This window comes from Dolichospermum sp. UHCC 0406, assembly GCF_009712025.1.
GTDB classification, from domain to species: Bacteria; Cyanobacteriota; Cyanobacteriia; order Cyanobacteriales; family Nostocaceae; genus Dolichospermum; species Dolichospermum lemmermannii.
Genome location: NZ_VILA01000002.1, coordinates 421,263 through 444,428, shown reverse-complemented (window position 1 = coordinate 444,428; position 23,166 = coordinate 421,263). Strand labels below are relative to the sequence as shown.

The window sequence follows — 23,166 nt, the reverse complement described above, 5'->3', positions numbered from 1 at the left end:
TGTCATGCAAAGACGCAAAGTTTTAATCTTGTGCAAAATCAGTAAATTGTCTGATATGAGGCGCTCTAAAAGCTAAAACTATATCGCTTTTTGGTACTCCTAATTCTACCAATTCATTAGCTACCCCTTCCTCAGTTAAATCTCTCTGAATCCAGATTTTTCCATCTTTAATATCTACATGAATCATTGTACCATAGGTTCTATTTTCACCTTCCCAACCTATATGAATTACTAAATAGCGATTTCTTTGAATATCAAATATTAACTCGATTTCTGTTCCTTCAGAGCAATGACCGTCTGTATGTGTTGCTAACACTTGTTGTACTAATTCAGGGTAATCTAATTTTTCCATAATATTGGGAACTGGTTTAATTTCTGCGATCGCTTTACCTGCTTCAATGATAATAATGCTTTCTCCTGCTGCTACTTGGTGAAGATAGCTAGTGAAGTTTTTCTGGATTTCATCAATGGTTACGGTTAGCATGAGATGATGATTTAGGAATGCTTCTAGTATAGCAATGATCAAGATTTTTTATTTTATGTAAAGACGCAAAAAATCTAAACCGATGCAAAACCTGTAAACTGTCTGACATAAGGTGATCTAAAACCTAAAACAATATCTGTTTTCGGAACACCTAACTCTACTAATTGATGAGGAATTCCTTCTTCCGTAAAATCCCTTTCAATCCAGATTTTACCATTTTTAATACTAATATGAATGGGAAACCAATAAATTCTTTTTTCATCCTTCCATCCTGTAACCAATAATAAATAAACATCCCTTTCTGTATCAAAAACAATTTCGAGATTTTCTGAATCTTCTACACATTCTTCCTGTGCATATTTTTGGATGAAATTTTTAACTATTTCTCGATAATTTAATGTTTCCATAAGACTATAAAGTTATGAAGCTATTTGATAAATTACAGGTTTATATCTTGGTTCGGGAATGGGTTTACCTTCTATTTCCGCAGCTTCTAACCAAGCAGTTTTAGCTTTGAGAACTTCTTGTAGTGCTTCTTCTTCAGTTAAACCAAATCCTGAACAATATTTTAAATCAGGAATATCAGCAATATAACCTTCATCTTCTTGACTGTAGAAAATATTAATGTGATAGTGTTTCATTATTCATTCTCCATAGTTAAGGAATATTTTTCAATCAAAATCAAAAATTGCCGAATTTGATAAGGAATAGCTTTACCATTGCGATTTTGTAAGTTAATAAGTTCAGGGATAGTTGGATGAGTAAAAATGTGATGACTACCGTTGATACGTGATAAGGAAAAACCAAAGGCTTCAACTAATGTCACCAAATCATCGAATTGAAGATTTTTAGATCCTGAAAGAACTTTCTCCAGTAATTTACGTTTTTTCGACATTACTTTATTTTATCATTGTTTTATATTAACTTCTATCCTACTTTCATTATTCTTTACCCAGTAATAATTCGTAGGTTGGTTTAAGCAAAGCGCAACCAAACGCAATAATCTTATAAAGATGTTGGTTTTTGTCATGTCAACCTACATCTACTCTTTATCCACTTTTTTCGGATGCTATGTGTCTGTGTAGATGTGAATTATATTCGCCTAGTTATAAAGACTTTTTGTTAAATTTTATTAACAACCGATAATTTAAGGACTTATGTTATAATCTATTTTGTATAAAATCATCCGTGTCTTTCAATAAAACATAATCTTGATTACATAAATAATGAAATCTATTGTTAAACAATTAAGTCTATTTGAATTAGAATTGACAAAAACAAATCCTGAAACAATAGTATTACCAAAAGGCTATAAAGGATTAGCTGCTTTTCATAAATATTGGGGTAAAAAACCAATTGAATGTTTAGCATTTTTAATTGAAAACTTAACAGAAAAAGGTGATATTGTTTTAGATCCATTTTTAGGATCAGGTTTAGTTGCTCGTGAAGCAGTAATTAGGGAAAGACGATTCATAGGTATTGACATTAATCCTGTAGCTGTAGAATTATCGAATTTATTAGTAAATTTACCAAATCCAGATATTTTAAAAAAAGCCCTTGATGAATTAGAAATAAGTGTTAAATCAGAAATATATAAAACTTACTTACTAGAAGATGGAAAATTTGCAACTCACTATTTATGGCATGAAAATGAACTAAATTCAGTTTGGCATTTATCGCCAAGAAGAAATGAAAGTGATAAAAGGATACCAACTAATTATGACTATCAAGCATTTAAACAATTTGAGGGATACGAACCTAAAATACCTCGACCAATTAAGTTATTTCAAAATAGCCGTATAAATACAAATGATACTTTAACACTAAAAGATTTATTTACTGGTCGTGCATTACATAATATAGATTTGTTACTTAATGCAATTCACAAACAACCAGATTCTATCAAATCTGCATTATTGCTATCATTAACTGCTGCTTCTGGTCAAATGTCTAAGATGGTTTTTGCAATTACAGGAAGAGGTAAAACAAAATCTGAACCAACAAATAAAATAGAAGTTGGTAGTTGGGTGATAGGATATTGGCGACCAACACTACATTTTGAAATTAATGTGTGGAATTGTTTTATTAAACGTGCCAATAGTTTACTAAAATCTATTCAAGAAGATGAATTTAAAAAAGGTTATTGTGTATCTAAAAAATTAACAGATGTTATTAACAATAAAGCAGATGTAGCAATTTTTCAAGGTGATAATCGAAAAGTTCTTAATAATTGCCCTGATGAAACTATTTCTTTGATATTAACTGATCCGCCACATAGTGATAGGATTCCATACTTAGAATTGAGTGAAATGTGGAATTGTTTAATAGATAAAGAGCCGGATTTTTCTCAAGAAATTGTAGTTTCTAATGCTCGTAGTCGAGGGAAGAATAAAAACAATTATGTGAATGAAATGACGGAATTTATGCAAACTGCTACTCGTATCCTGAAACCTGGTGGAATATTAGCTCTATTTTTCAATGCGAGAGATGCTGATAGTTGGCAGTTTTTAAAAGAGGTAATACCATCTGATAATCAATTACAATTTCGTGGATTATTTCCTATGAATTATTCAGCTAATTCAGTAATTCAAGATAGCAGAAAGGGAGGTTTAAAAAATGATTTCGTTTTAATCTATCAAAAACCTGGAAATGAAGATAATATAAAATTGATGTTGTTAGAAAAATTACCTAACTGGTCTAAAGAAATACCTGATATTCACTCAAAATAATCTGAAATCTGAAAAAAAAAATGAGTTATACGTTTTCTCAACTTTCTCGGCTTTATGATGAAAATAAATTTTTTGAATTAACATCATCTCCTGAAGGATTATATTTTTTAAAATTACGTTCTTTGGCTCGAAAAGATTATTACTTGCATTTATTTCAAAAAGCACAAATATCTTCAGATAATTTAGGAGTAAAGCAGTACCTTGAAACACTTTTTAAGTCTAATATTTCTTTAGAAACTATTCATGATTCTATTAATCAAATATATGAAATACAAAGAGAAGAACGTCGCATACATGAGCAAGATTTACTAGCAGAATTATATAAACTAAGAGTTTTTGACTGGGGTGGTATCCATCAAAATGATATTAATAAGTATCTAGTTGATAACTACATAAAAAAGATTACTAATTATGATAATTTAATAGAAAAAGTAAAAAATGAAATTTTACATAGTTTAAAAGGTTTTGTTCTGTGTTCTTGGTATAATAATTGGACATCAATTATTATTGAGGATATTTTTAAAGACCATGAGCGTGTTTTACCAACTGTGGGGCTAATTAAACAAGTTGATTTTTTTATTGATGATATACCTTTTGATCTCAAGGTAACTTATTTTCCAAAAGGTTTTATGGAAAATGAGAGAAGGAACAGAAAACTAACAATTAAGGAATTATCAGAGTTAAAGAAGACAGCCAAAATATTTAATCTTCCTTTTGATCAAAATCGTCCTGATGATGAACTATTGATTGATTTGATTACAGCTTTTGCTGAAAGTTCCCAGCAGGATGTAAAAGATTTTTATGATAATTTTGTGAAAATTAGAAGAGATATTATCAATAACACATTAAAACAACCACGTGAACTTTTGCGCTGGTTGTATGAAAATCAAGGTTCTCAAAGATTTGATGCAAGTAATAGGTTATTTTTGGTTCTTGTGGATACTAATTCTTTAGAAGATAGTTGGAAGCTAAAAAGAGATTATACTTTGTTAAAAAATAAAATTGATGAATATCTAAATACACGCTCTTTTAATAAGGATAAACTGTTATTAAATTGGTCTTTCAATAACAATCAATACCAAAGCTATGCTGATGTTTTATTTGTACTAAAGTAACACCAATAAATTATAAAAAAAGGGATAAGCAAAACGCCTATCCCCAAAAAATCAACTAATTAATGACTTACGTTCCAGACTGCCAAGAATTGGTATAGTCAATTTGCTCGGCTGTCAAACTATCAATGAAAATGCCCATAGCTTGCAACTTCAAACGAGCAATTTCTTCATCCACTTCTCTAGGAATAGAATGCAAACCAGCAGCTAAACTACCCTTATTCTTCACCAGGTATTCAACAGCTAATGCTTGGTTAGCAAAACTCATATCCATAACTGCGCTGGGGTGTCCTTCAGCAGCAGCCAAATTAATCAAACGTCCTTGTCCGAGTACAACTACGGATTTACCATTTGTCAATTTATACTCTTCTGTGAAAGGACGGACATCCTTGATTTCCTTAGCATTAGCGGCTAAGTATTTCAAATCAAGTTCCAAATCAAAGTGACCAGAGTTACAAACGATCGCACCGTCTTTCATGACATCGAAGTGTTCACCGCGAACGACGTGCTTGTTACCAGTCACAGTAATGAAGATATCACCGTGAGGTGCTGCTTCCGCCATTGGTAGCACACGGAAACCGTCCATAACGGCTTCAATTGCCTTGATGTGGTCAATTTCGGTGACGATGACGTTTGCACCCATGCCACGGGCGCGGAGGGCTGTACCCTTACCACACCAGCCATAACCGACAACGACAACAGTTTTACCAGCTAACAAAATATTTGTAGCGCGGATAATCCCATCTAAGGTAGATTGACCAGTACCATAGCGGTTATCAAAGAAGTGCTTGGTGTCTGCGTCGTTGACGTTCATCGCAGGGAATGTAAGAACGCCTTCGTTAAACATGGCGCGTAACCGCACGATACCTGTAGTGGTTTCTTCGGTGCTACCAATTAAATCAGCGATTTGGTTTTGACGATGTTGAACCAATTCTGCTACCACGTCGCTACCGTCATCAACAATGATGTTGGGGCGGTGATCTAAAGCTATTTGGACGTGACGGCTATAGGTAGCGGCATCTTCGCCTTTTTGAGCAAATACGGAAATTCCATGATCAGCTACAAGACTTGCAGCTACGTCATCTTGAGTTGATAAGGGGTTACTAGCAATTAAAACTGCATCAGCACCACCGGCTTTCAGAGCGATCGCTAAATGTGCTGTTTCTGTGGTAACGTGGGCGCAAGCTGAAATACGCAATCCAGCAAAGGGCTTTTCTTTCTCGAAGCGATCGCGGATTTGCTTCAATACGGGCATTTCTCTGCCAGCCCATTCAATGCGTTGTCTTCCCAAGGGAGCTAGGCCGAGGTCTTTAACCTCGTGCTTTAATCTGGGAGTGGTTGCAATCATGAAAATTATCCTTTAAAAAAATGAAACAGGTTTATAAGCCTTTACGTACTTTAACAAGGTTTTCTCATTACTAGCCATATTTTCTGAGAATTAGTAATCAGCTATTCAAAAAGTCCTGTGAACTAGCTTCACCTCTGATATGAGCCGTGTTAACACTAGATCGGGCTTTTTCTTTTTTCATCATTCTCTGGTAAGAATATAGCAACGACTTAGGACATAGGCGACAGGATATTAATTCTTCCTCTATTCCCATTGGTGTCAACTTCAGGTAAAACCGATAACCCAACTGGGAATTAATTCCCAGTCTGATAGCAAAAGTCATCTCAAGATGACTAAAGAAACCAAAAATTACTTAGTAAACTTTAGTTTACTTTAGCTATTAGCCCGGAACTTAAGTTCCGGACGGGTGTGGAAGCCTTCAATCACACAAGGAGGTATTTTAGTGATACTTCGATTTTTAGCGGTAGCAGGGACAATGGTAATTACCATCGGTTCTGTCACCAAAGCCACAGCCCAGTTTTCTCCTTTACCTTTTCTGCCCACTCCCAGTAGTTCAAGCAATAAGGTAGATGATAAGATGGTATCTGGCTGGATTAATTTAGATGGTCGTCCTTTATTTAGCATCACAGCCTCAAAAACCAAATTTCCCGAACGTTTTCAAAACATTCAACAGAATTTACAGGATATCACCCATAATTATTTACAGGCATCTGCAACAGAAGTTAAAGTGCAGAATCGCACAGTTAAAGGATTACCGACGATTTTTGTTAATGACCAATACCTGATGACCATTACCTACGAAGATGTTGGACAGGCAAACCCGTTAACATTAGCAAATCAAATTAGTGATGACTTAAAACAACACCTGCAACAAGCCAAGCAAGAACGACAAACTCGGTTTTTAATTCAGCAAGGTGAAATTGCTGCTGTGGGGACACTGGCAATGATCATCATCAGTTGGGGTGTCAGGCGTTGGCAAAAGCGTTTAAGCAAGAATGCAGCCGATTCTATCCCGGCTATTTCCAAAGATACTGCACCAATTACCAAACTATTAAATCAACAACAACAGCAGCATCTTCAAGAAGTCAAAACTAGACTTTTTCAAATAGCACAAGCAGGGATTTGGGGCAGTGGTAGTTTAATTATTTTAGGACTATTTCCCTACACACGCGCCTTCCAAATTGGGATTCTCACCATTGCCCAAATTCCCATTAAATTAACTATTGTCGCGGTGGGAACTTATGTAGCTGTGCGGTTTACCTATGCCTTAATAGATCATTTTACCTCAACCATAGTGAGTGGTGGGGCTTTATTAACTCCAGAAACATCCGAACGTTTGCAGTTGAGAATATCCACATTTTCCGGCGTAACTAAAAGTATCACTACGATTATTTTTGTGGGTGCAGGTAGCTTACTAGCTTTGATATCTTTGGGGATAGATATCGTTCCGCTGTTAGCTGGTGCTGGTTTAGTCGGTGTGGCTATATCCCTCGCTTCCCAAAACTTAATCAAAGACGCAATTAACGGCTTTCTGATTATTTTTGAAGACCAATATGCCCTGGGTGATATGATTACTGTGGGTACTGTGGGCGGTTTGGTGGAAAAGTTGAATCTGCGAATGACTCAAGTTCGAGATTCGGAAGGACGCTTAATTACTATCCCCAATAGTGAGGTGAAGATTGTAGCTAATCTTTCTAGTCGTTGGTCACGGGCTGATTTAAGTATTCCGGTTTCTTACCAAGCGGATGTAGATGAGGCTTTGAAGATAATTAAAGATGTGGGTTTGGAGATGAGTCAAGATCCCGAATGGAAACATCAAATTCTGGAAAAGCCAAATGTTTTGGGTGTTGAGCATTTTAGCGATCGCGGTGTGATGATTCGTGTCTGGATCAAAACCCAACCGCTTAAACAATGGAACGTAGCGCGAGAATATCGTCGTCGCCTAAAAATCACCTTAGACGCAGCCGGAATTTATATTCCCGTACCGCAACAAGCAAATTGGATTAATGAGGTGCAGTTATTGAATTCTCAGGATGAGTTTTCCACAAGTGCAACATCAGAAACTTAAATTATCAAGTTTCTTTAGTCACATAACCATCTTTCATCTCAGTCCAGAAAATCGTAGAGGCGTTTCGTAAAACGTCTTTGCGTTTTTATATGTTTATCTATAAAGTAGTTGCTTTTATTAAAGGCAATTTTTGATCATGCTCTTGCCAGATTAGTAAATTTGTACTATACTATGAAAATAGTCTTCAAACCTGGAAAGACTTATGGAATAAGGATTTTAAGGACTACACCTATGATGAAGCATTATATTCTCAATCTTAACCCAACGGCCAAGCATGAATGGGATCGTTGTATTATCCGTGATCCTTTAACTGCAAAACGTCCAGATATAGCTAAAATAATTTCTGAAGCCGTAGGTGCAGATACAGGTAGTTATTTAGTCAGTGTAAATATTGAAGTCACGGTATTACAGGAAGCGCCAATACCATCACCAGAACAGCTTTCTCTGTCATTTCCAGAAGTGTCTGTACCCACCCAATTGAGGGAAGCAGCATAGAGATCCCCGACTTCTTTAAGAAGTCGGGGATCTAGAATCCAATCATAAGTTACAATAAAACTATCAAATTTGACTGTAAAGCCATGTCTGAATCAGTTCAATATATCACTAACGCACAGGGAGAAAAGGTTGGGGTACTGTTAAACTTAGAAACCTATCAACAACTAACTAACTTATCTGTAGATTCTGAATTATTGATTGGTTTAAGTATAGATGAGTTACAAGCTTTAGCAGAAAGTTCTTTATTTCCTAAAACTCAGACGCAATTACAGGAGTTATTAATTAAAAATTCTCAAAATCAATTATCAAAGGTTGAAACTGAAACTTTAGATAAATTATTAGCACAAGTTGACCAATTAAATATTATTAAAACTAGAGCTAGATACACATTAAATATTTTATAAAATCAGCAGCAAGTAGCATGAGTGTTTATATTTCTGCTTTTAGATCCCCGACTTCTTTAAGAAGTCGGGGATCTGGGATTTGTGGTATTTACCCTTCTATAATTTTAATCTCTTCTGCTGTTAGTTCGTAAAGTTGATAAACTAGCTGATCTATTTCTGTTTCAATATTTTTAACATCTTTACCTTTAGCAGCAAGACATTTTTGTATAAGGTTTTCTATAGCTTTACGCTGTGATTCCGTAGCAGGGGGAATAGGGAAATCTTTCATGAATATCGAGCTTGGTTCATAGAAATCACCCTGTAATTTTGAGAGTAGATGATGAAATAAGAACGTCACTACACTAGAGTTAAGAATTGCTAGTAAAACTTTATCATTTGTAGGAATAATAAATGCTTTTTGATTGGCGTAATAGCCTGATTCATCCCATGCAAATTCATTACGCTTACAGATATTTGGATAAATAATCTTAGGTTGCTCAAATTCTTGCCAGTAAGCAATATTATCCTGGATTTCATACCATTTATAAGTACCTGCTTTTCTACCAGTACCAGGTGTAAGCTGTTTTTTGTATTGGCTTAAATAATTCTCAATTGCTGGATATTTTTGAATATCAATTCCTCTTCTGGTGAAAATTAGCCATAAATCTTGATACTCAACACACCATCTTTTAACATCACGGCCACGCAACAAAGGCTTGATAACTTCAGCAGAAGAAGGATGTTCAACAATTAGTCTATCTCGTGTTTCTCTATCTACAACGAAAGCCTCATTAAAACCTGTCAAAATACCACGATAAAATTTACCATTAACATACTCTCCTAATGCTGTCCCAGAATTTTGCAATTTCGTTAATAAGTTTAAGATTTGAGAAGATTCTAACCGCCAACCATCAGATTTTAAATTTCCCTGCAAAATTATCAAACTATCCTCTTTTAATACAGTCACAAATTCGGCAATATTTTGTTTTTTTATTGCATTCCATGACAAAGCCTGTATTTGGTTTACGTCTGATTTAACCTTGCTTAATATGATAATACTAGGATAAGCAATCGCTTCTTCAAAAACTGGGAAATCACCAAAATCAATTAGATTGTAAATGGTTGTTGAATTTGTTAAAAAGTGACGTAATTTTTCACCATAACCTGCTCGAAAATATTTATTAGAAGAGATATAAGTTAAATGACCTTTCGATTTTAATAACTTTAAACCTATTTCATAGAAATAAACAAATATATCAGCAGTTCCTGTATAGCATTGATAATTCTGCTGCAAAATTGGCTTCAATTCCTTAATTTCTTCTTGTCTGATATAAGGAGGATTACCAATAACGACATCAAAACCGACAAAAACACCCTCATTATTCAAAACTTCAGGAAACTCAAAACGCCATTCTAGAGCATTTTCATATATTTTACCACCTTCTATATCCTCAATCTCAACCCGTAACTTATCAATCTCATTATTTAACTTAGCGATTTTTTTCTCCCGCGTCTTTTTCTCAGCTTTCGTCTCCTCAAATAACAAAATTTGATTCTCTAAATTAAAAAGTTCACCCTCTAACTTTCTGAACTTAGTTTTATTTGGATCACTTGCTTGTAATGTTGTTTTAAAATTACCTTTAATATCATTAATCAATCTTTCCATTTCCCGCTTTTGCTCTTTATTTTCAGCATTGCGGTAAGTTTGAACAGCATTTCTATAAGTTTCCATACTGCATTTATTTCTATTTAAAGCAGTTCGCAAATCAGCATCTAAAGAAAACCGACTAATTAAAGAATTACCACATTTAATATTAATATCAATATTGGGTAAAGTCTCCAATTCTCCTATATTCCCCTCTCCTCCCAGGAGAGGGGTTAGGGGTGAGGTCTTATAATAAGCATTTTTTAAAAGTTCAATCCATAACCGCAACCGACATATTTTCACAGAGTTGGGATTTATATCCACACCAAATAAACAGTTTTCAATAATCGTTTGTTTTTCATGAAATAGAGTTTCTTGAACTCGTTGACTTTCCTTGCTTTTAGGATTGTAATCAAATAATAACTTTTCATCATCAATCACAATCAATTCATCATTGACAACTTCAATATCATACTCTTTTAATCTTTTACCTTCCCTATCAAGTAAAATCTTCAATTCGCTTTTAATCGCAATAATTTCATTCAAAGCCGAAACTAAAAAATGTCCTGAACCCACAGCAGGATCACATATTTTCAAACTATTGATAATTCTATTAGCTTCTTTTTTATCTTCTATCTTTTCATATAAATCATCAATATTTTCACAATTCCAACCTTTAACTTCATTAAACTTCTGTATAACTGCTTTTCTAATTGTTTCCCGACACATATACATAGTAATAAAACCGGGAGTAAAGAAAGAACCATCTTTATAACCGTTAATTTTCTCAAAAATCAAACCCAGTACAGACGCATTAATTAACCTTTTATTCTCTTCTTGAATTTCTTCCCCGCTTTCACTACTAAAATCATAAGCATTGAGAAATTCAAAGAGATATTCTAAAGCATTAATTTCACCAATGCGTTTTTTTCCGTTGTTGTCTTTTAAGACAGTCGCGGGAAAAATTTCTAGTTTCTCATTTCTAAGATTCTGAATAAAAATACTTGGACTTGATTGTTCAATATCTGTATGTTCAAATAAAGAACTATTTAAATAAGGAACATGAGAAAATATCTTTTTTACAGTTTCGTTTCTTTCGTTTTGTTTGCGAGCTAATACGCTGAAGAAAAGACTGTTAAGATCATGATAATTTTGGACTTTCTCTAAATTCAAGAATCCGAAAGACAGATCATTTTTATGATATTTGATTAATTGCGCTTCTAATAGTTTCAGAAACAGGATTCTATTTACCCAAGTAATTGCTAATGCTAAACCAACGTTGAAAAGTTGTTCTTGATAAGTTTCTCCAAATCGTTCTGGCTTTTCTATGCGAGAAATTTTATCTAAACTATCAAGTTGGACAATTGCATTTTCAATTAGTGAACCTGGATTTCTCTCATTTTCCTTTTTGCGTTGAATGAGTTTTTTACCACCTTCCTTAGTTTCAGTTAACCCGATAATATGTAATAATTCGCTGTAAAATCCTTTATCAAGAGTATTACTATCATTAGCAAAAGGTAATTTTAATAAATGTGATGGTGAAAACAACTTAAACAGTGGGATTAATTTATGATCATCGGGATTTTCACCAGGTTGTAAATATTCCTGACATTCTCGAATATCAAAATATGTAAAAGGAATTTGTTCTTGAATTTCTGCAATAGCAGGTTGAGCAATTTCCTTATAAAAGAAATCCGTTTTTTTACTTGTTAATCTTCCCTCTGCAAAATCTGTAAATTGCTTAACCAAGGTTTTATTTTCAATAAATGCTTTATCAAAACTATTTGCATCAAAAATAAACCATTCATAAATATTAGTAACTATTAAATATTTAACTTCTATATTTTTCTCTATCAGACGTTCCCGCAGAAAATATAAAACCAATTCTTGAAAAGCTTTAGTATTCAAATTATCAACTTTCAGCATTTCACCTTTATTGGTAGGTTTTTTAGCTTCCAGAATTACACCAACACTACTTTTAGCATCTTTACCATTATGAATAACAAAATCATTGCGTCCCTTAGTATTAATGAAATGATTTGTGCTATAATATGTGTTCTTTAAAAAATCACCAATCAGATTTTTATGAAACTCTTCAGATTCAACTTCATTAATTTCCTCAATGAGACTTTGCAGATTCTTTTTAAAATGCTCAATATCATTTCTATTGGGTTTAACCTTGAGAAAGGCTTTATTTAATGATTCTCTGGGTTGCATTTTATGTAAATTCATTTTTCTTAAATGTTTATATTGTAGGTTGGGTTGACGCAAGGAAACTGTCTGATAGCGAAGCGTGGCGCAAGCCATATCAGGATGTCCACCGATTAAAGGATGAGCAGGATAAAAATAGGAATTTTAAGTAATTATTTTTCAAACAACCTCTAATGTACCAATATTTCTTCTCTCCGTGTCCTCCGTGCCTCTGTGGTTCGTTTCAAAAAAGGTACTTGGCACTACTGTCTGGGCTGTAGACAAGATATCGAAATCTCTAAATGACTAAGAGAACTCCACATAATATTTGATAGTTTTGATCATGTTGGGTTGACGCAAGGATACCCAACCCCATACAGGCTTTTAGTTAAGCCCAAAAATTAAACATAGCATTAGCCGATTCTATCTATAATAGTAGCACAAAAAGTCAAGGGGTATTAATCAATCCTGTAAAAACCTATTTCCGTTAACTTATTGACAACATTCTCAATAATCTTGAGAATAGAGAGAGATATTCTCAATAAACATCAACTTTACCAATTTTCCAAAAATGTTCATTTAAAAAACTTATACTTCTCAAATAACGGTTGGTTGCTTTGGTTGAGACAAGGAAGCACAAAATTTAAATTCAAAATCAAGTCAGGGTAAAGCGCAATGCTAAACCCCTACTTTGCTATCATTATGCCAAGTGCATAAAAATCATTTTTAGCAATTCAGCGCGAGTAAAAGGTTTAGTTAAATATCCCGAAGCACCGACAAATCTCGCTTTTACCTTATCTATAATTCCCTTATTGCTAGTCACAAAAATAATGGGAATATTTTTAAACAGGGAATTATTGCGGATAATGCGACATAGTTCATAACCATCAATTCCTGCCATATTTAAATCCAGTAAAATCAGATCCGGCTTATGTCGAATAATTGACATAACTGCTTTTACTGGTTCATTAATAGTCACCAAAGTAAAATTCTCATCTTCTAAATAACGGCTAATTTCCTTGAGAATTGTGGGACTATCATCTACAGAGATAATTTTGTAAGTCTTTTGTGTAGTTCTCGGATTGACTTTTACTTTTTGGGAATCAGCATCTATGTTACTATCAACAGTTTCGGGTTGTAAATCATCTGGAGGTAAATCAGCAATGTCTGTTACTAGCTGTTCAACCGCAACATTATTTTCAGAAATAATTAAAGTTTCTGGAGGAGGATCTTTGCTTAGTGCTACATCGGAAATAAATAATTTTTCCTTCACCGATTCTGTGCTATCTTCAGAAAATGGTAATAGACTGCCATTTGTTTTTGGTAATTTATCAAATGGAGGATCTGGTTCATGTAATACTATCGAACCCTTGACAATATAGGGGTATAAACTTAAAGCTAGTTGCAATTCATCCTGATTCATGATAATCGCTAGATGACGTAAGCTAAAACCCTTCATCCAATTAGTGATATTCTCTTTTAGTGGTGGTAATCTTTTATCCTGAAATTTGCTACTAACTAACAAATATGGACGCTGATAGGGAGAAGAGATATATCTACCAAGATATCGCCAATTTTGTAACTGATTTTGACATTCTTCGATGATAGTATTGATATCTAACTGACAAATTTTTGTCAAATCATGGATTGGTTCTGCTAATTCATAAGTGCCTGTTTTAATGAGGATAAACCATTCAATTACCTCTTTGACTAATTCTTGAATAAGTAATGTTGCTTGAGTAGGCAGAAGATGTTGTTCAGTGACAAGCCAGTTAATCGCTTCGTATTCTGGAGGTTGGTTTGGGAAATGATCATGATCTTCAGCTTCAAACACCAAGCGCATTTGTACACGCACTTCATTATCTACGAGCGGGATTTGTTGATGGAGACGACGCATTTGTCGTTCTAATCTATCAAAAGGTTCTACGGAATGAGTCGCATAGATAATTTTTCCTTGTTCTATATATATCAACCAAGATACAGAGTTACTAAATGCTTGTAAACAGGTAGTTTCATAACAATTGCTTAATTGTCTTAATAAACCCGCGGGAGGTAGTTTGGTAAATGTGCCAGTATTTTTCATATTTTTACAATTTTTTGGGCGGATACATCAATATAGTATGGGAAAAGATTAAATATCAGGCTGTAATATGATATCACTGGAAAATATAGTCATGATCACAAGTTATTAAATTATGAATATCAACGAAAAACATTTTCTAAAAATTCTCCTACCTAGCGATCTTGAATGTAACAAGTTTTGTGGTTTTTTGTGCTAATTCTTGAGCATTTGCTTAGATATAAATCTCCTGCTTGTCAGATCTTTCAGCTATTTGATTTTGATAAATCACATAGTAATCCGAGGGAGAATGCTGAGATATTTCGGATAATTTAAATTCATCAACCGTCAGAATGATATTCGTCCTGTTTGGGGATTTAAAAATAATGAATTTATTTACCTGAAGACAGACGAAATCTCACATAGAATCTTTAAAAATTTATGGAGGTAAATGTATATGTTGATTATAGCACTCAGCTATCGGACAAGAGCAAGAATAGCAAAGAAGAGAAAGTATTCATTTCCTGGAAATTACACCCAGGAAATTAGTTGTAATTCCCTCTGAGTGAGGTTATTCATACTTGAATTATGCAACACCTAGTTATGAGGAGTTGGAGAGATATTTGGCAAATTTACCGCAAATCAATATCTTTACTGAAAAACTCAAGTATTTTCGACAAAATACCATAATTTTAGTCATGCTAGCGCTAGAAACTATATACTTTGAGTAAAAGGAAAATAAGACTTTGGATTATAACATAACACAAAAAGTTATGATTGATACGTTTAATCTTGACGAAGTTGTAGAATTTGCGGAAAATCCCGAACCCCGTTGCCCATGCGTGCTATTGCTAGATACCTCCGGCTCAATGCAGGGGGAACGAATCGAAGCTTTAAATCAAGGTTTGTTGAGTTTAAAGGATGAACTGGTAAAAAATTCTCTAGCATCCAGAAGAGTGGAAGTGGCAATTATCACCTTTGATAGTAGTGTAAATGTCGTGCAGGACTTTGTAACTGCTGATCAATTTAATCCGCCAATTCTCACAGCCCAGGGTTTAACCATCATGGGTTCAGCAATTCATAAAGCATTAGATATTATTCAAGAGCGTAAATCCCAATATCGAACTAATGGTATTGCTTACTACCGTCCCTGGGTGTTTATGATTACCGATGGTGAACCCCAAGGTGAACTAGATCATGTTGTCGAACAAGCATCCCAAAGACTGCAAGGAGATGAATCTAATAAGCGGGTGGCCTTCTTTACTGTGGGCGTAGACAATGCGAACATGAGCAGATTAAGTCAAATCGCTGTGCGGAGTCCACTCAAGCTGAAAGGATTAAATTTTATTGAGATGTTTGTATGGTTGTCCGCAAGTATGTCAGCGGTATCCCATTCTCAAGTAGATGAACAGGTAGCACTACCACCAATTGGGTGGGGATCTGTTTAGATGAAAATTACAGCTTGTTGTTTAAACTGAACTAGCTGTGGAAAACAAATTATATGAATACATCAAAACAGATTTCTCAATGGCGCATAGTAGCTGCATCTGTATGTGGAACTAGTCACTCAAAAAACCAGCAACTTTGTCAGGATGCTCACCATTGGCAACTATTAGCCAATAATGTGTTGGTAATAGCAGCAGCCGATGGTGCGGGTTCTGCTAAACTAGGAAAGGTGGGATCAATGATTGCTGTAGAAACGGCAATAGAGCATCTTTCTCGCCAAGAGATTACCAGTAATACCCTGGCTAATAATGATTTTTTGGGTTATTTGCTAACTGATGCTATGTTAGCAGCCCGCAAAGCCATAGAAATTGAGGCGGATATTTGTCACAATCAACCTCATGATTTAGCAACTACCTTAATTGTCATGATTGCTACACCAGAAATTGTGGCTGTGGGGCAGGTTGGTGATGGTTTAGCTGTAGCTAAAAATAGTATGGGTAATCTGATAGCCTTAACCATCCCCAGCAACGGTGAATATATCAATCAAACGACCTTTTTAACATCTCCCGATGCCTTAGAGACAGCACAACTGAAAATATGGCGGGAAGAGATAGTTAATGTTGGTGTGCTTACCGATGGGTTACAGATGTTAGCTTTAAATATGATTGTTGGTGAACCTCATAAACCTTTCTTTTTACCTTTATTCGAGTTTGTAGCTAACGCTGAAGATAGAATATTAGCAAAAGAACATTTAATGAGATTTTTAAGCTCTGATAAGATTACTCAGCGGACTGATGATGATTTGACTTTAGTTCTAGCTGCATTTATTAACTCATGAGTTATGGTAATCAGGAATTATTTGCAGGTTGGTGGATAACTCCTGCGTCCTCACACCAGCTAAAGCCATCCTCTTGAGTTGCTGAACTTTTGACTGATTCCAATTACTTCACATAACCTTAATTCTGCCATGCAGGTACTACGTCCTTTTCCCAACCCGGAAATTCTCAACCTCTCTGTCAGTGTGGGACATGGTGGTGAAGCTTGTATCTATGCAGTGCCATTGGATGACAATCTAGTGGCGAAAATCTATCACAAACCAACTATCTCCTATGCCCAAAAACTGCGGGCAATGCTGGCTAATCCTCCTGTTAATCCGACGGACAATTTAGGGCATATTGCCATTGCTTGGCCACAGGAGTTGTTGCAAGCAGCAGATAGTAGCGGTAAGATTGTGGGCTTTATTATGCCCCGGATTCGGGGAATGCGGCCAATTATGGATTTTTATAATCCGGGGATTCGCCGACAACATTGCCCATTGTTCTCTTATCAGTATTTATTGCGGACTGCCCGTAACCTAGCCTCAGCTTTTGCGGCTTTGCACGCCAGCGGATACTGTATTGGTGATGTGAATGAGTCAAATATTCTGGTTAGTGATACGGCATTGGTGACATTGGTAGATACAGATTCGTTCCAAGTGACCGAACCATTAGAAAATCTGGTCTATCGTTGTTCTGTGGGTAAGGCTGAGTATACTCCGCCAGAATTACAGAATAAAACTTTTGCTGATTATGACCGCGAAAATTATCATGATTTATTTGGGTTGGCTGTACTGATTTTCCAATTGTTAATGGAAGGAACTCACCCATTTTCTGGGATATTTCAAGGTGGGATAGAACCTCCAACCTACCAGGGGAGGATACTTTCTGGGCATTTTACCTATAGTCAAAAGAAACAAGTCCCCTATTTGCCCACTCCGATTTCCCCTGGTTGGGATCTGCTTCATCCCAGCTTACAGGATTTATTTGTGCGTTGTTTTGAAGATGGTCATGACAATCCCCGGTTACGTCCTAATGCTCAAACTTGGTTATTGGCATTAGCGGCAGTGGAGGAAAGTTTGCTGACTTGTGCGGCTAATCCTCAGCATCTTTATCATAATCATTTAGATAAATGTCCTTGGTGTGAGAGGACTAGACGATTAGGTGGAAGAGATCCGTTTCCATCACTCGTAGCGATCGCTTCTAAACAACATCTGCAACCACGCCAAAAACCTCAGTCTAAACGTCGCTATGTTCCGACTCCACGGATTACTCAGCCATTAAAATCAAATTATCCGGTCTATCATTGGCAACCCATAAACCAGCAGTTTTATCATGTTCCGTCTCGGAAAAAGTTAAACCCCAAGATATACGGTTTCATTGTTGGGGTGATGGGATTGGGTCTTTTGGGTTATTTGGACGTAATGATTAAATTTACCCGTCCTTTTGTTTCCCAAAATCCTTATACTCAACAAAGTTTGATGTCTCGTGCTGCTAATCAAACTCCTGATTTACCAAAGCTTTCTTTTACGGATTATTATCAGCGTGGTCATACTGCTTATCAACGGCAAGACTATGAACAGGCAGTGGTCAACTTTACCCAAGCTATTAAAAAGAATCCCCAGTCTGCCAAAAGCTATATAGATTTGGCTAATTCTCAGTACAATTTAAATAATTATGAAGCTGCATTAGCTAATTATAACCAAGCTTTGAAGTTAGATCCTCAAGAAGTTAAAGCTTATGTAAATCGCGGCAATGCTTATTATATGCTTGCTAACTATAGTAGTGACCCTAACAGAGAATATAAACAAGCAATCGCGGATTTTAATGCTGCCATCAATATAAATAAAAATGATGCTGAGGCTTATATCAGAAGGGGTGTTGTGCGATTTGAAATCAATAAATACATCAATAATTCTTTTCAGGAATACGAAAAATCAATTGCCGATTTTACTGAAGCCATTAAACTCAATTCATCAAAAGTAGATGCTTACTTTCAACGGGGTTCGGTTCGCTATCAAATGGCTCAATATAGCACTAATTATGCAGCAGAATATAAACAAGCGATCGCCGATTTTACTGAAGCAATTAAACTCAATTCCCGGTTGGCTAAAATTTATCTAAAACGTGGTATGGCCTACTATGAACTAGCACAATATGGAGAAGGTATAGCTGATAAAAATCATGTTCAAGCAGTTGCGGATTTAGAAGCAGCCGCTAAAGTTTCTTTAGAAGAAAATGATATGGATAATTATCAACAGTCCCTCAGTAGCATTTGTATTGTTGTCGCTAATAAATGTGACGGTTTATTATCTAACTCAACCCTACTTGGACAAAGTAATTGATATAGAAGGAGTCAGGAGTCAGGAGTCAGGAGTCAGGAGTCAGGAGTCAGGAGAAGAAAAAATAAGAAGGAAGAATAAGGAAGAATAAGGAAGAATAAGGAAGAAGAAAAAATAAGAAGGAAGAATAAGGAAGAAATTAAAATCATCTAAAATGTCAATAATCGGTAAAAATAACAGTTAAAATGCTACCTCTGACTTCATCAAGAAATCGGGGGTTTTTGTTTTTGTGATTAAAATTACTATCGCAGTATGTGGATTGAATTAGGTACAAAATTTACGAAAAAAGACCACCACCAAAGGACTTTTATTTCTTCTTCTTCCTGCTTATTTTTTCTTCTTTCTTCTTCTTTCTTTCTTTCTTTCTTCTTCTTTCTTATTCTGACTCCTGACTCCTGACTCGGTGACTCCTGAACTCCTGAACTCCTGAACTCCTGACTCCTGACTCGGTGACTCCTCCTACAAATATTTTACAGATAAAATATCTTAATTTACTTATTCTTTATAATTTTCTAGAAAATAATAGTTAAATTATGTTTATCTACCCAATAAAGAGAAAGAAAAAAGCATTCAAGTTCTCTGCCATCATTGTGCATTCTCTTCATTTCCATTAGTTGAAATTATCACCCACCTGCAAATTTTTGAGGTAACTACATGAAAGCAGTGATTTTAGCAGGAGGTCTGGGTACAAGGTTAAGTGAAGAAACCAGTATCAGACCCAAACCCATGGTTGAAGTTGGTGGTAAGCCAATTCTCTGGCACATAATGAAGACTTACTCAGCTCACGGTATTAATGATTTCATTATTTGTTGCGGTTACAAAGGGTACGTTATTAAAGAATACTTTGCTAACTATTTTTTACATATGTCAGATGTGACATTTGATATGCGATTTAATCAAATGAATGTCCATTCTGGATATGCTGAACCTTGGCGCGTCACCTTAGTAAATACAGGTGATAATACAATGACCGGTGGGCGGTTAAAGCAAGTTCGTGAACATATTGGGAATGAAACCTTTTGCTTTACCTATGGTGATGGTGTCAGTAATATCAATATTACAGAATTAATTAAATTCCATCAAGAACAAAAGACATTAGCAACACTCAGCGCAGTGCAACCAGCAGGAAGATTTGGCGCAATTTCTTTAGGACAAGAACAAACTAAAATTACCAGTTTTCAAGAAAAACCTGAAGGTGATGGTGCTTGGATTAATGGGGGCTATTTTGTTCTAGAACCACAAGTAATTGATTTTATTGCTGATACTTCAACTGTGTGGGAGAAAGAACCATTAGAAAAGTTAGCTAATTTAGAACAGTTAGCGGCTTACAAACATGATGGTTTTTGGCAACCCATGGACACATTAAGAGATAAAAACTATCTTGAAGACCTTTGGAAAAGTGGTAAAGCTCCTTGGCAAGTTTGGGAATAGAAATTTTGGATTTAGGAAAAATTACTAATGTATGATTTTGCGATTATTGGTGGGGGAATAGTTGGACTTTCCACAGCCATGGCTTTAGGAGAACGTTATGCAAATGCCAAAATACTAGTCTTAGAAAAAGAGAGTGAATGGGCATTTCATCAAACTGGTAATAATAGCGGTGTAATTCATTCGGGGATTTACTATAAACCAGGAAGTTTTAAGGCGAAATTCTCCCGTGATGGCAGCCGTTCCATGGTAGAATTTTGCCAAAAGTATGATATTGATCATGATGTTTGTGGCAAGGTAATTGTTGCCACTAATGAACAAGAATTACCCCGCTTAGAAAATCTCTACACCCGCGGTTTAGAAAACGGTATTCCTGTTAAAAGAATTAGTCCTCAAGAAGTCAAAGAAGTTGAACCTCATGTTAGTTGTGTAGGTGGAATTCGGGTATTTAATACAGGGATTGTTAATTACAAACAAGTTTGTTTAAAATACGCCGAATTAATTCGCAATCAAGGGGGAGATTTACGTCTCAATACCCAAGTTGTGAAAATTACCCGCAGTGGCAAAAATCAGGTATTAGAAACTAACAAGGGCAGTTTTGAAACTCGATTTGTGATCAATTGTGCCGGATTACATAGCGATCGCATTGCAAAATTAGGTAAGGCAAACCCCCAAGCCAAAATAGTTCCCTTTCGCGGTGAATATTACGAACTTACCCCCGCAAAACGCTATCTGGTCAAAACTCTCATTTATCCAGTTCCTAACCCAGATTTCCCCTTTCTCGGCGTGCATTTCACCCGGATGATTGATAACACAGTTCACGCAGGACCAAATGCAGTTCTCAGTCTCAAACGTGAAGGTTACAAAAAAACCGACTTTGATTTTAGAGATTTTGCCGAAGTTATCACTTATCCCGGCTTTTGGAAATTAGCAGCAAAACACGCTGACGAAGGGATTCAAGAAATCATTCGTTCCTTTAGTAAAGCAGCATTTGTCAAAAGTCTGCAAACACTAATTCCCGAAGTTCAAGCAGAAGATGTAATTCCTACTCATGCAGGAGTTCGCGCTCAAGCATTAATGAATAATGGTGCGCTTGTTGATGACTTTTTAATCATTGCAGGTGAGAACTCTATTCATGTTTGCAATGCACCTTCACCCGCTGCAACTTCTTCTTTGGAAATTGGTAAAGCTATAGTTAAGCAAATACCAGAACCTACTCATTTGCACAGTTTAGCATCTTTGTAGAATGAACTACATTTTTTTATCGGGCTTCGCTAACACGCAGAGGCGCAGAGGCACTCAAGAGGAAGACAAGAGAATTTTATTTGCGGACTTTTCAACAAACAACTTAATTTTACACATCAAAAGTTTTAACAATCATGAAGATTTTAGTAACTGGAACAGAAGGTTATCTTGGTTCTTTATTGCCTTCTTTATTAATGAAAAGAGGACATGAAGTTCTTGGTGTTGATACTGGATTTTATAAAGTTGGTTGGCTATATAACGGCACTCACTTAACAGCTAAAACTCTCAATAAAGATATTCGTGATATCAGTCCTGAAGATTTAGAAGGGGTGGAAGCTATTGTTCATATGGCGGAATTATCTAATGATCCGACTGGACAATTATCTCCTACTATTACTTATGATATTAATCATTTAGGTTCAGTTCGTCTTGCTAATTTGGCAAAAGCAGTAGGTGTCCGTCGCTTTGTTTATATGTCTTCTTGTAGTGTTTATGGTGTGGCTAGTGAAGGTGATATTACAGAATCATCACCAGTTAATCCCCAAACAGCTTACGCCGAATGTAAAACATTAGTAGAAAGAGATGTTCAACCATTAGCTGATGATGATTTCTCTCCTACTTTCATGCGGAATGCTACTGCTTTTGGTGCTTCTCCCAGAATGCGATTTGATATTGTTTTAAACAACTTGGCTGGCTTGGCTTGGACTACCAAAGAAATTAAAATGACCAGTGACGGTACACCGTGGCGGCCATTAGTTCACGCTTTAGATATTTGTAAAGCCATTGTTTGTGCTTTGGAAGCACCCAGAGATATTATTCACAATCAAATCTTTAACGTTGGTGATACAGCGAATAATTATCGAGTTAAAGAAATAGCAGAAATCGTTGCTGATGTCTTTCCCGGTTGTCAATTATCTTTTGGTACTAACGGTTCAGATAATCGCAGCTATCGAGTATCTTTTGAAAAGATTAACACTATTCTTCCCGGATTCAAGTGTGATTGGAATGCTCAACTTGGGGCTGGACAATTATTTAGTTTGTTCAAGCAAATTGATATGAATGAAGATACTTTCTTGTCTAGAGGTTTCACCCGCCTCAAACAATTAGAGTATCTAATTCGCACAGAACAAATTGACAAAGATTTCTTCTGGAATAAGCAAGAGAATTATTAATTTATTCCGAAAATATCGTAGGTTGGTTTGAGTGACAGCAAAACCCAACATGATTAATAATTTTGTTGGGTTTTGGGTAACATACGTCAACCCAACCTACATTTTCTTAACCGAACATTATTGCATCAAAGTGGATTAAATCGAATTTTCTCAATTTAAGATATTCGATTTAAACACTTCTCTTAGATTTATACCAAGTAATATC

General features: G+C 35.5%; 19 protein-coding genes. 11 read left to right on the top strand and 8 right to left on the bottom strand.

Annotated elements, in window-relative coordinates; translation table 11 throughout:
- Positions 1-22: 22 nt before the first annotated feature.
- The 4 genes from FJR09_RS04360 to FJR09_RS04345 form a co-directional block, all read right to left on the bottom strand.
- Positions 23-352 (bottom strand): XisI protein, encoded by a 330-nt coding sequence (locus tag FJR09_RS04360; RefSeq protein ID WP_168653251.1) that lies wholly within the window; start codon positions 350-352, stop codon positions 23-25.
- 206 nt (positions 353-558) lie between these two features.
- Positions 559-891, bottom strand: coding sequence for a XisI protein (locus FJR09_RS04355; protein WP_015077987.1), 333 nt, complete (start codon positions 889-891; stop codon positions 559-561).
- Positions 892-903: 12 nt separating this feature from the next.
- Positions 904-1,125 (bottom strand): type II toxin-antitoxin system HicB family antitoxin, encoded by a 222-nt coding sequence (locus tag FJR09_RS04350; RefSeq protein ID WP_015077988.1) that lies wholly within the window; start codon positions 1,123-1,125, stop codon positions 904-906.
- Positions 1,125-1,379, bottom strand: coding sequence for a type II toxin-antitoxin system HicA family toxin (locus tag FJR09_RS04345; protein WP_015077989.1), 255 nt, complete (start codon positions 1,377-1,379; stop codon positions 1,125-1,127). The genes FJR09_RS04350 and FJR09_RS04345 overlap by 1 nt, the downstream gene beginning before the upstream one ends.
- A 331-nt stretch (positions 1,380-1,710) precedes the next feature.
- Between FJR09_RS04345 and FJR09_RS04340 the strand changes: the two genes are divergently transcribed.
- Both FJR09_RS04340 and FJR09_RS04335 read left to right on the top strand, forming a co-directional pair.
- Complete coding sequence (locus FJR09_RS04340; RefSeq protein ID WP_015077990.1) at positions 1,711-3,213, top strand: DNA methyltransferase; 1,503 nt, start codon at positions 1,711-1,713, stop codon at positions 3,211-3,213.
- Positions 3,214-3,233: 20 nt separating this feature from the next.
- Positions 3,234-4,328, top strand: a complete 1,095-nt coding sequence (locus FJR09_RS04335; protein WP_015077991.1) for a hypothetical protein — start codon at positions 3,234-3,236, stop codon at positions 4,326-4,328.
- 67 nt (positions 4,329-4,395) lie between these two features.
- On the opposite strand, the gene ahcY is transcribed toward FJR09_RS04335, so the two are convergent.
- Both ahcY and FJR09_RS24555 read right to left on the bottom strand, forming a co-directional pair.
- Entirely contained in the window at positions 4,396-5,673 is a 1,278-nt protein-coding gene (gene ahcY, locus FJR09_RS04330; protein WP_168651585.1) for an adenosylhomocysteinase, read from the bottom strand.
- A gap of 97 nt (positions 5,674-5,770) precedes the next feature.
- Complete coding sequence (locus FJR09_RS24555; protein ID WP_217361108.1) at positions 5,771-5,995, bottom strand: hypothetical protein; 225 nt, start codon at positions 5,993-5,995, stop codon at positions 5,771-5,773.
- A 120-nt stretch (positions 5,996-6,115) separates the two neighbouring features.
- On the opposite strand from FJR09_RS24555, the gene FJR09_RS04325 reads away from it, so the two are divergent.
- The 3 genes from FJR09_RS04325 (at position 6,116) to FJR09_RS04315 (ending at position 8,640) form a co-directional block, all read left to right on the top strand.
- Entirely contained in the window at positions 6,116-7,741 is a 1,626-nt protein-coding gene (locus tag FJR09_RS04325) for a mechanosensitive ion channel family protein (RefSeq protein WP_168653238.1), read from the top strand.
- 231 nt (positions 7,742-7,972) lie between these two features.
- On the top strand, positions 7,973-8,236 hold the full coding sequence (locus tag FJR09_RS04320) for a hypothetical protein (RefSeq protein WP_168653237.1): 264 nt from the start codon (positions 7,973-7,975) through the stop codon (positions 8,234-8,236).
- 83 nt (positions 8,237-8,319) lie between these two features.
- Positions 8,320-8,640 (top strand): hypothetical protein, encoded by a 321-nt coding sequence (locus FJR09_RS04315; protein ID WP_015077995.1) that lies wholly within the window; start codon positions 8,320-8,322, stop codon positions 8,638-8,640.
- A gap of 88 nt (positions 8,641-8,728) precedes the next feature.
- On the opposite strand, the gene FJR09_RS04310 is transcribed toward FJR09_RS04315, so the two are convergent.
- Together FJR09_RS04310 and FJR09_RS04305 are read right to left on the bottom strand one after the other, a co-directional pair.
- The gene (locus tag FJR09_RS04310) at positions 8,729-12,571 is read right to left on the bottom strand and encodes an Eco57I restriction-modification methylase domain-containing protein (RefSeq protein ID WP_015077996.1); all 3,843 of its coding nucleotides are present in this window, start codon (positions 12,569-12,571) and stop codon (positions 8,729-8,731) included.
- Between the two features lie 583 nt (positions 12,572-13,154).
- On the bottom strand, positions 13,155-14,537 hold the full coding sequence (locus FJR09_RS04305) for a response regulator (protein WP_015077997.1): 1,383 nt from the start codon (positions 14,535-14,537) through the stop codon (positions 13,155-13,157).
- A gap of 749 nt (positions 14,538-15,286) precedes the next feature.
- Between FJR09_RS04305 and FJR09_RS04300 the strand changes: the two genes are divergently transcribed.
- The 6 genes from FJR09_RS04300 to FJR09_RS04275 all read left to right on the top strand — a co-directional run bounded on the left by FJR09_RS04300 (position 15,287) and on the right by FJR09_RS04275 (position 22,961).
- Positions 15,287-15,961: a VWA domain-containing protein gene (locus FJR09_RS04300; protein WP_015077998.1), complete on the top strand. Its 675-nt coding sequence runs from the start codon at positions 15,287-15,289 to the stop codon at positions 15,959-15,961.
- Positions 15,962-16,014: 53 nt separating this feature from the next.
- The gene (locus tag FJR09_RS04295) at positions 16,015-16,797 is read left to right on the top strand and encodes a PP2C family serine/threonine-protein phosphatase (protein WP_015077999.1); all 783 of its coding nucleotides are present in this window, start codon (positions 16,015-16,017) and stop codon (positions 16,795-16,797) included.
- A 129-nt stretch (positions 16,798-16,926) separates the two neighbouring features.
- Positions 16,927-19,119: a tetratricopeptide repeat protein gene (locus FJR09_RS04290; RefSeq protein WP_168653236.1), complete on the top strand. Its 2,193-nt coding sequence runs from the start codon at positions 16,927-16,929 to the stop codon at positions 19,117-19,119.
- Positions 19,120-19,770: 651 nt separating this feature from the next.
- On the top strand, positions 19,771-20,547 hold the full coding sequence (rfbF, locus tag FJR09_RS04285; RefSeq protein WP_015078001.1) for a glucose-1-phosphate cytidylyltransferase: 777 nt from the start codon (positions 19,771-19,773) through the stop codon (positions 20,545-20,547).
- Between the two features lie 27 nt (positions 20,548-20,574).
- Positions 20,575-21,789 carry an L-2-hydroxyglutarate oxidase gene (gene lhgO, locus FJR09_RS04280; protein ID WP_015078002.1) on the top strand — a complete coding sequence of 405 codons (1,215 nt, stop codon included), beginning with the start codon at positions 20,575-20,577 and terminating at the stop codon, positions 21,787-21,789.
- Between the two features lie 134 nt (positions 21,790-21,923).
- Positions 21,924-22,961 carry an NAD(P)-dependent oxidoreductase gene (locus tag FJR09_RS04275; protein ID WP_015078003.1) on the top strand — a complete coding sequence of 346 codons (1,038 nt, stop codon included), beginning with the start codon at positions 21,924-21,926 and terminating at the stop codon, positions 22,959-22,961.
- The last annotated feature ends 205 nt before the right edge of the window (positions 22,962-23,166 follow it).

Coding starts and splice junctions, on each gene's coding strand:
- FJR09_RS04345 (WP_015077989.1), bottom strand. CDS start 1,379: ATGTCGAAAAAACGTAAATTACTGGAGAAAGTTCTTTCAGGATCTAAA.
- FJR09_RS04360 (WP_168653251.1), bottom strand. CDS start 352: ATGGAAAAATTAGATTACCCTGAATTAGTACAACAAGTGTTAGCAACA.
- FJR09_RS04290 (WP_168653236.1), top strand. CDS start 16,927: ATGCAGGTACTACGTCCTTTTCCCAACCCGGAAATTCTCAACCTCTCT.
- FJR09_RS24555 (WP_217361108.1), bottom strand. CDS start 5,995: ATGACTTTTGCTATCAGACTGGGAATTAATTCCCAGTTGGGTTATCGG.
- FJR09_RS04350 (WP_015077988.1), bottom strand. CDS start 1,125: ATGAAACACTATCACATTAATATTTTCTACAGTCAAGAAGATGAAGGT.
- FJR09_RS04320 (WP_168653237.1), top strand. CDS start 7,973: ATGATGAAGCATTATATTCTCAATCTTAACCCAACGGCCAAGCATGAA.
- FJR09_RS04335 (WP_015077991.1), top strand. CDS start 3,234: ATGAGTTATACGTTTTCTCAACTTTCTCGGCTTTATGATGAAAATAAA.
- FJR09_RS04355 (WP_015077987.1), bottom strand. CDS start 891: ATGGAAACATTAAATTATCGAGAAATAGTTAAAAATTTCATCCAAAAA.
- FJR09_RS04310 (WP_015077996.1), bottom strand. CDS start 12,571: ATGGCTTGCGCCACGCTTCGCTATCAGACAGTTTCCTTGCGTCAACCC.
- FJR09_RS04305 (WP_015077997.1), bottom strand. CDS start 14,537: ATGAAAAATACTGGCACATTTACCAAACTACCTCCCGCGGGTTTATTA.
- FJR09_RS04275 (WP_015078003.1), top strand. CDS start 21,924: ATGAAGATTTTAGTAACTGGAACAGAAGGTTATCTTGGTTCTTTATTG.
- FJR09_RS04295 (WP_015077999.1), top strand. CDS start 16,015: ATGAATACATCAAAACAGATTTCTCAATGGCGCATAGTAGCTGCATCT.
- ahcY (WP_168651585.1), bottom strand. CDS start 5,673: ATGATTGCAACCACTCCCAGATTAAAGCACGAGGTTAAAGACCTCGGC.
- FJR09_RS04300 (WP_015077998.1), top strand. CDS start 15,287: ATGATTGATACGTTTAATCTTGACGAAGTTGTAGAATTTGCGGAAAAT.
- lhgO (WP_015078002.1), top strand. CDS start 20,575: ATGTATGATTTTGCGATTATTGGTGGGGGAATAGTTGGACTTTCCACA.
- FJR09_RS04315 (WP_015077995.1), top strand. CDS start 8,320: ATGTCTGAATCAGTTCAATATATCACTAACGCACAGGGAGAAAAGGTT.
- rfbF (WP_015078001.1), top strand. CDS start 19,771: ATGAAAGCAGTGATTTTAGCAGGAGGTCTGGGTACAAGGTTAAGTGAA.
- FJR09_RS04340 (WP_015077990.1), top strand. CDS start 1,711: ATGAAATCTATTGTTAAACAATTAAGTCTATTTGAATTAGAATTGACA.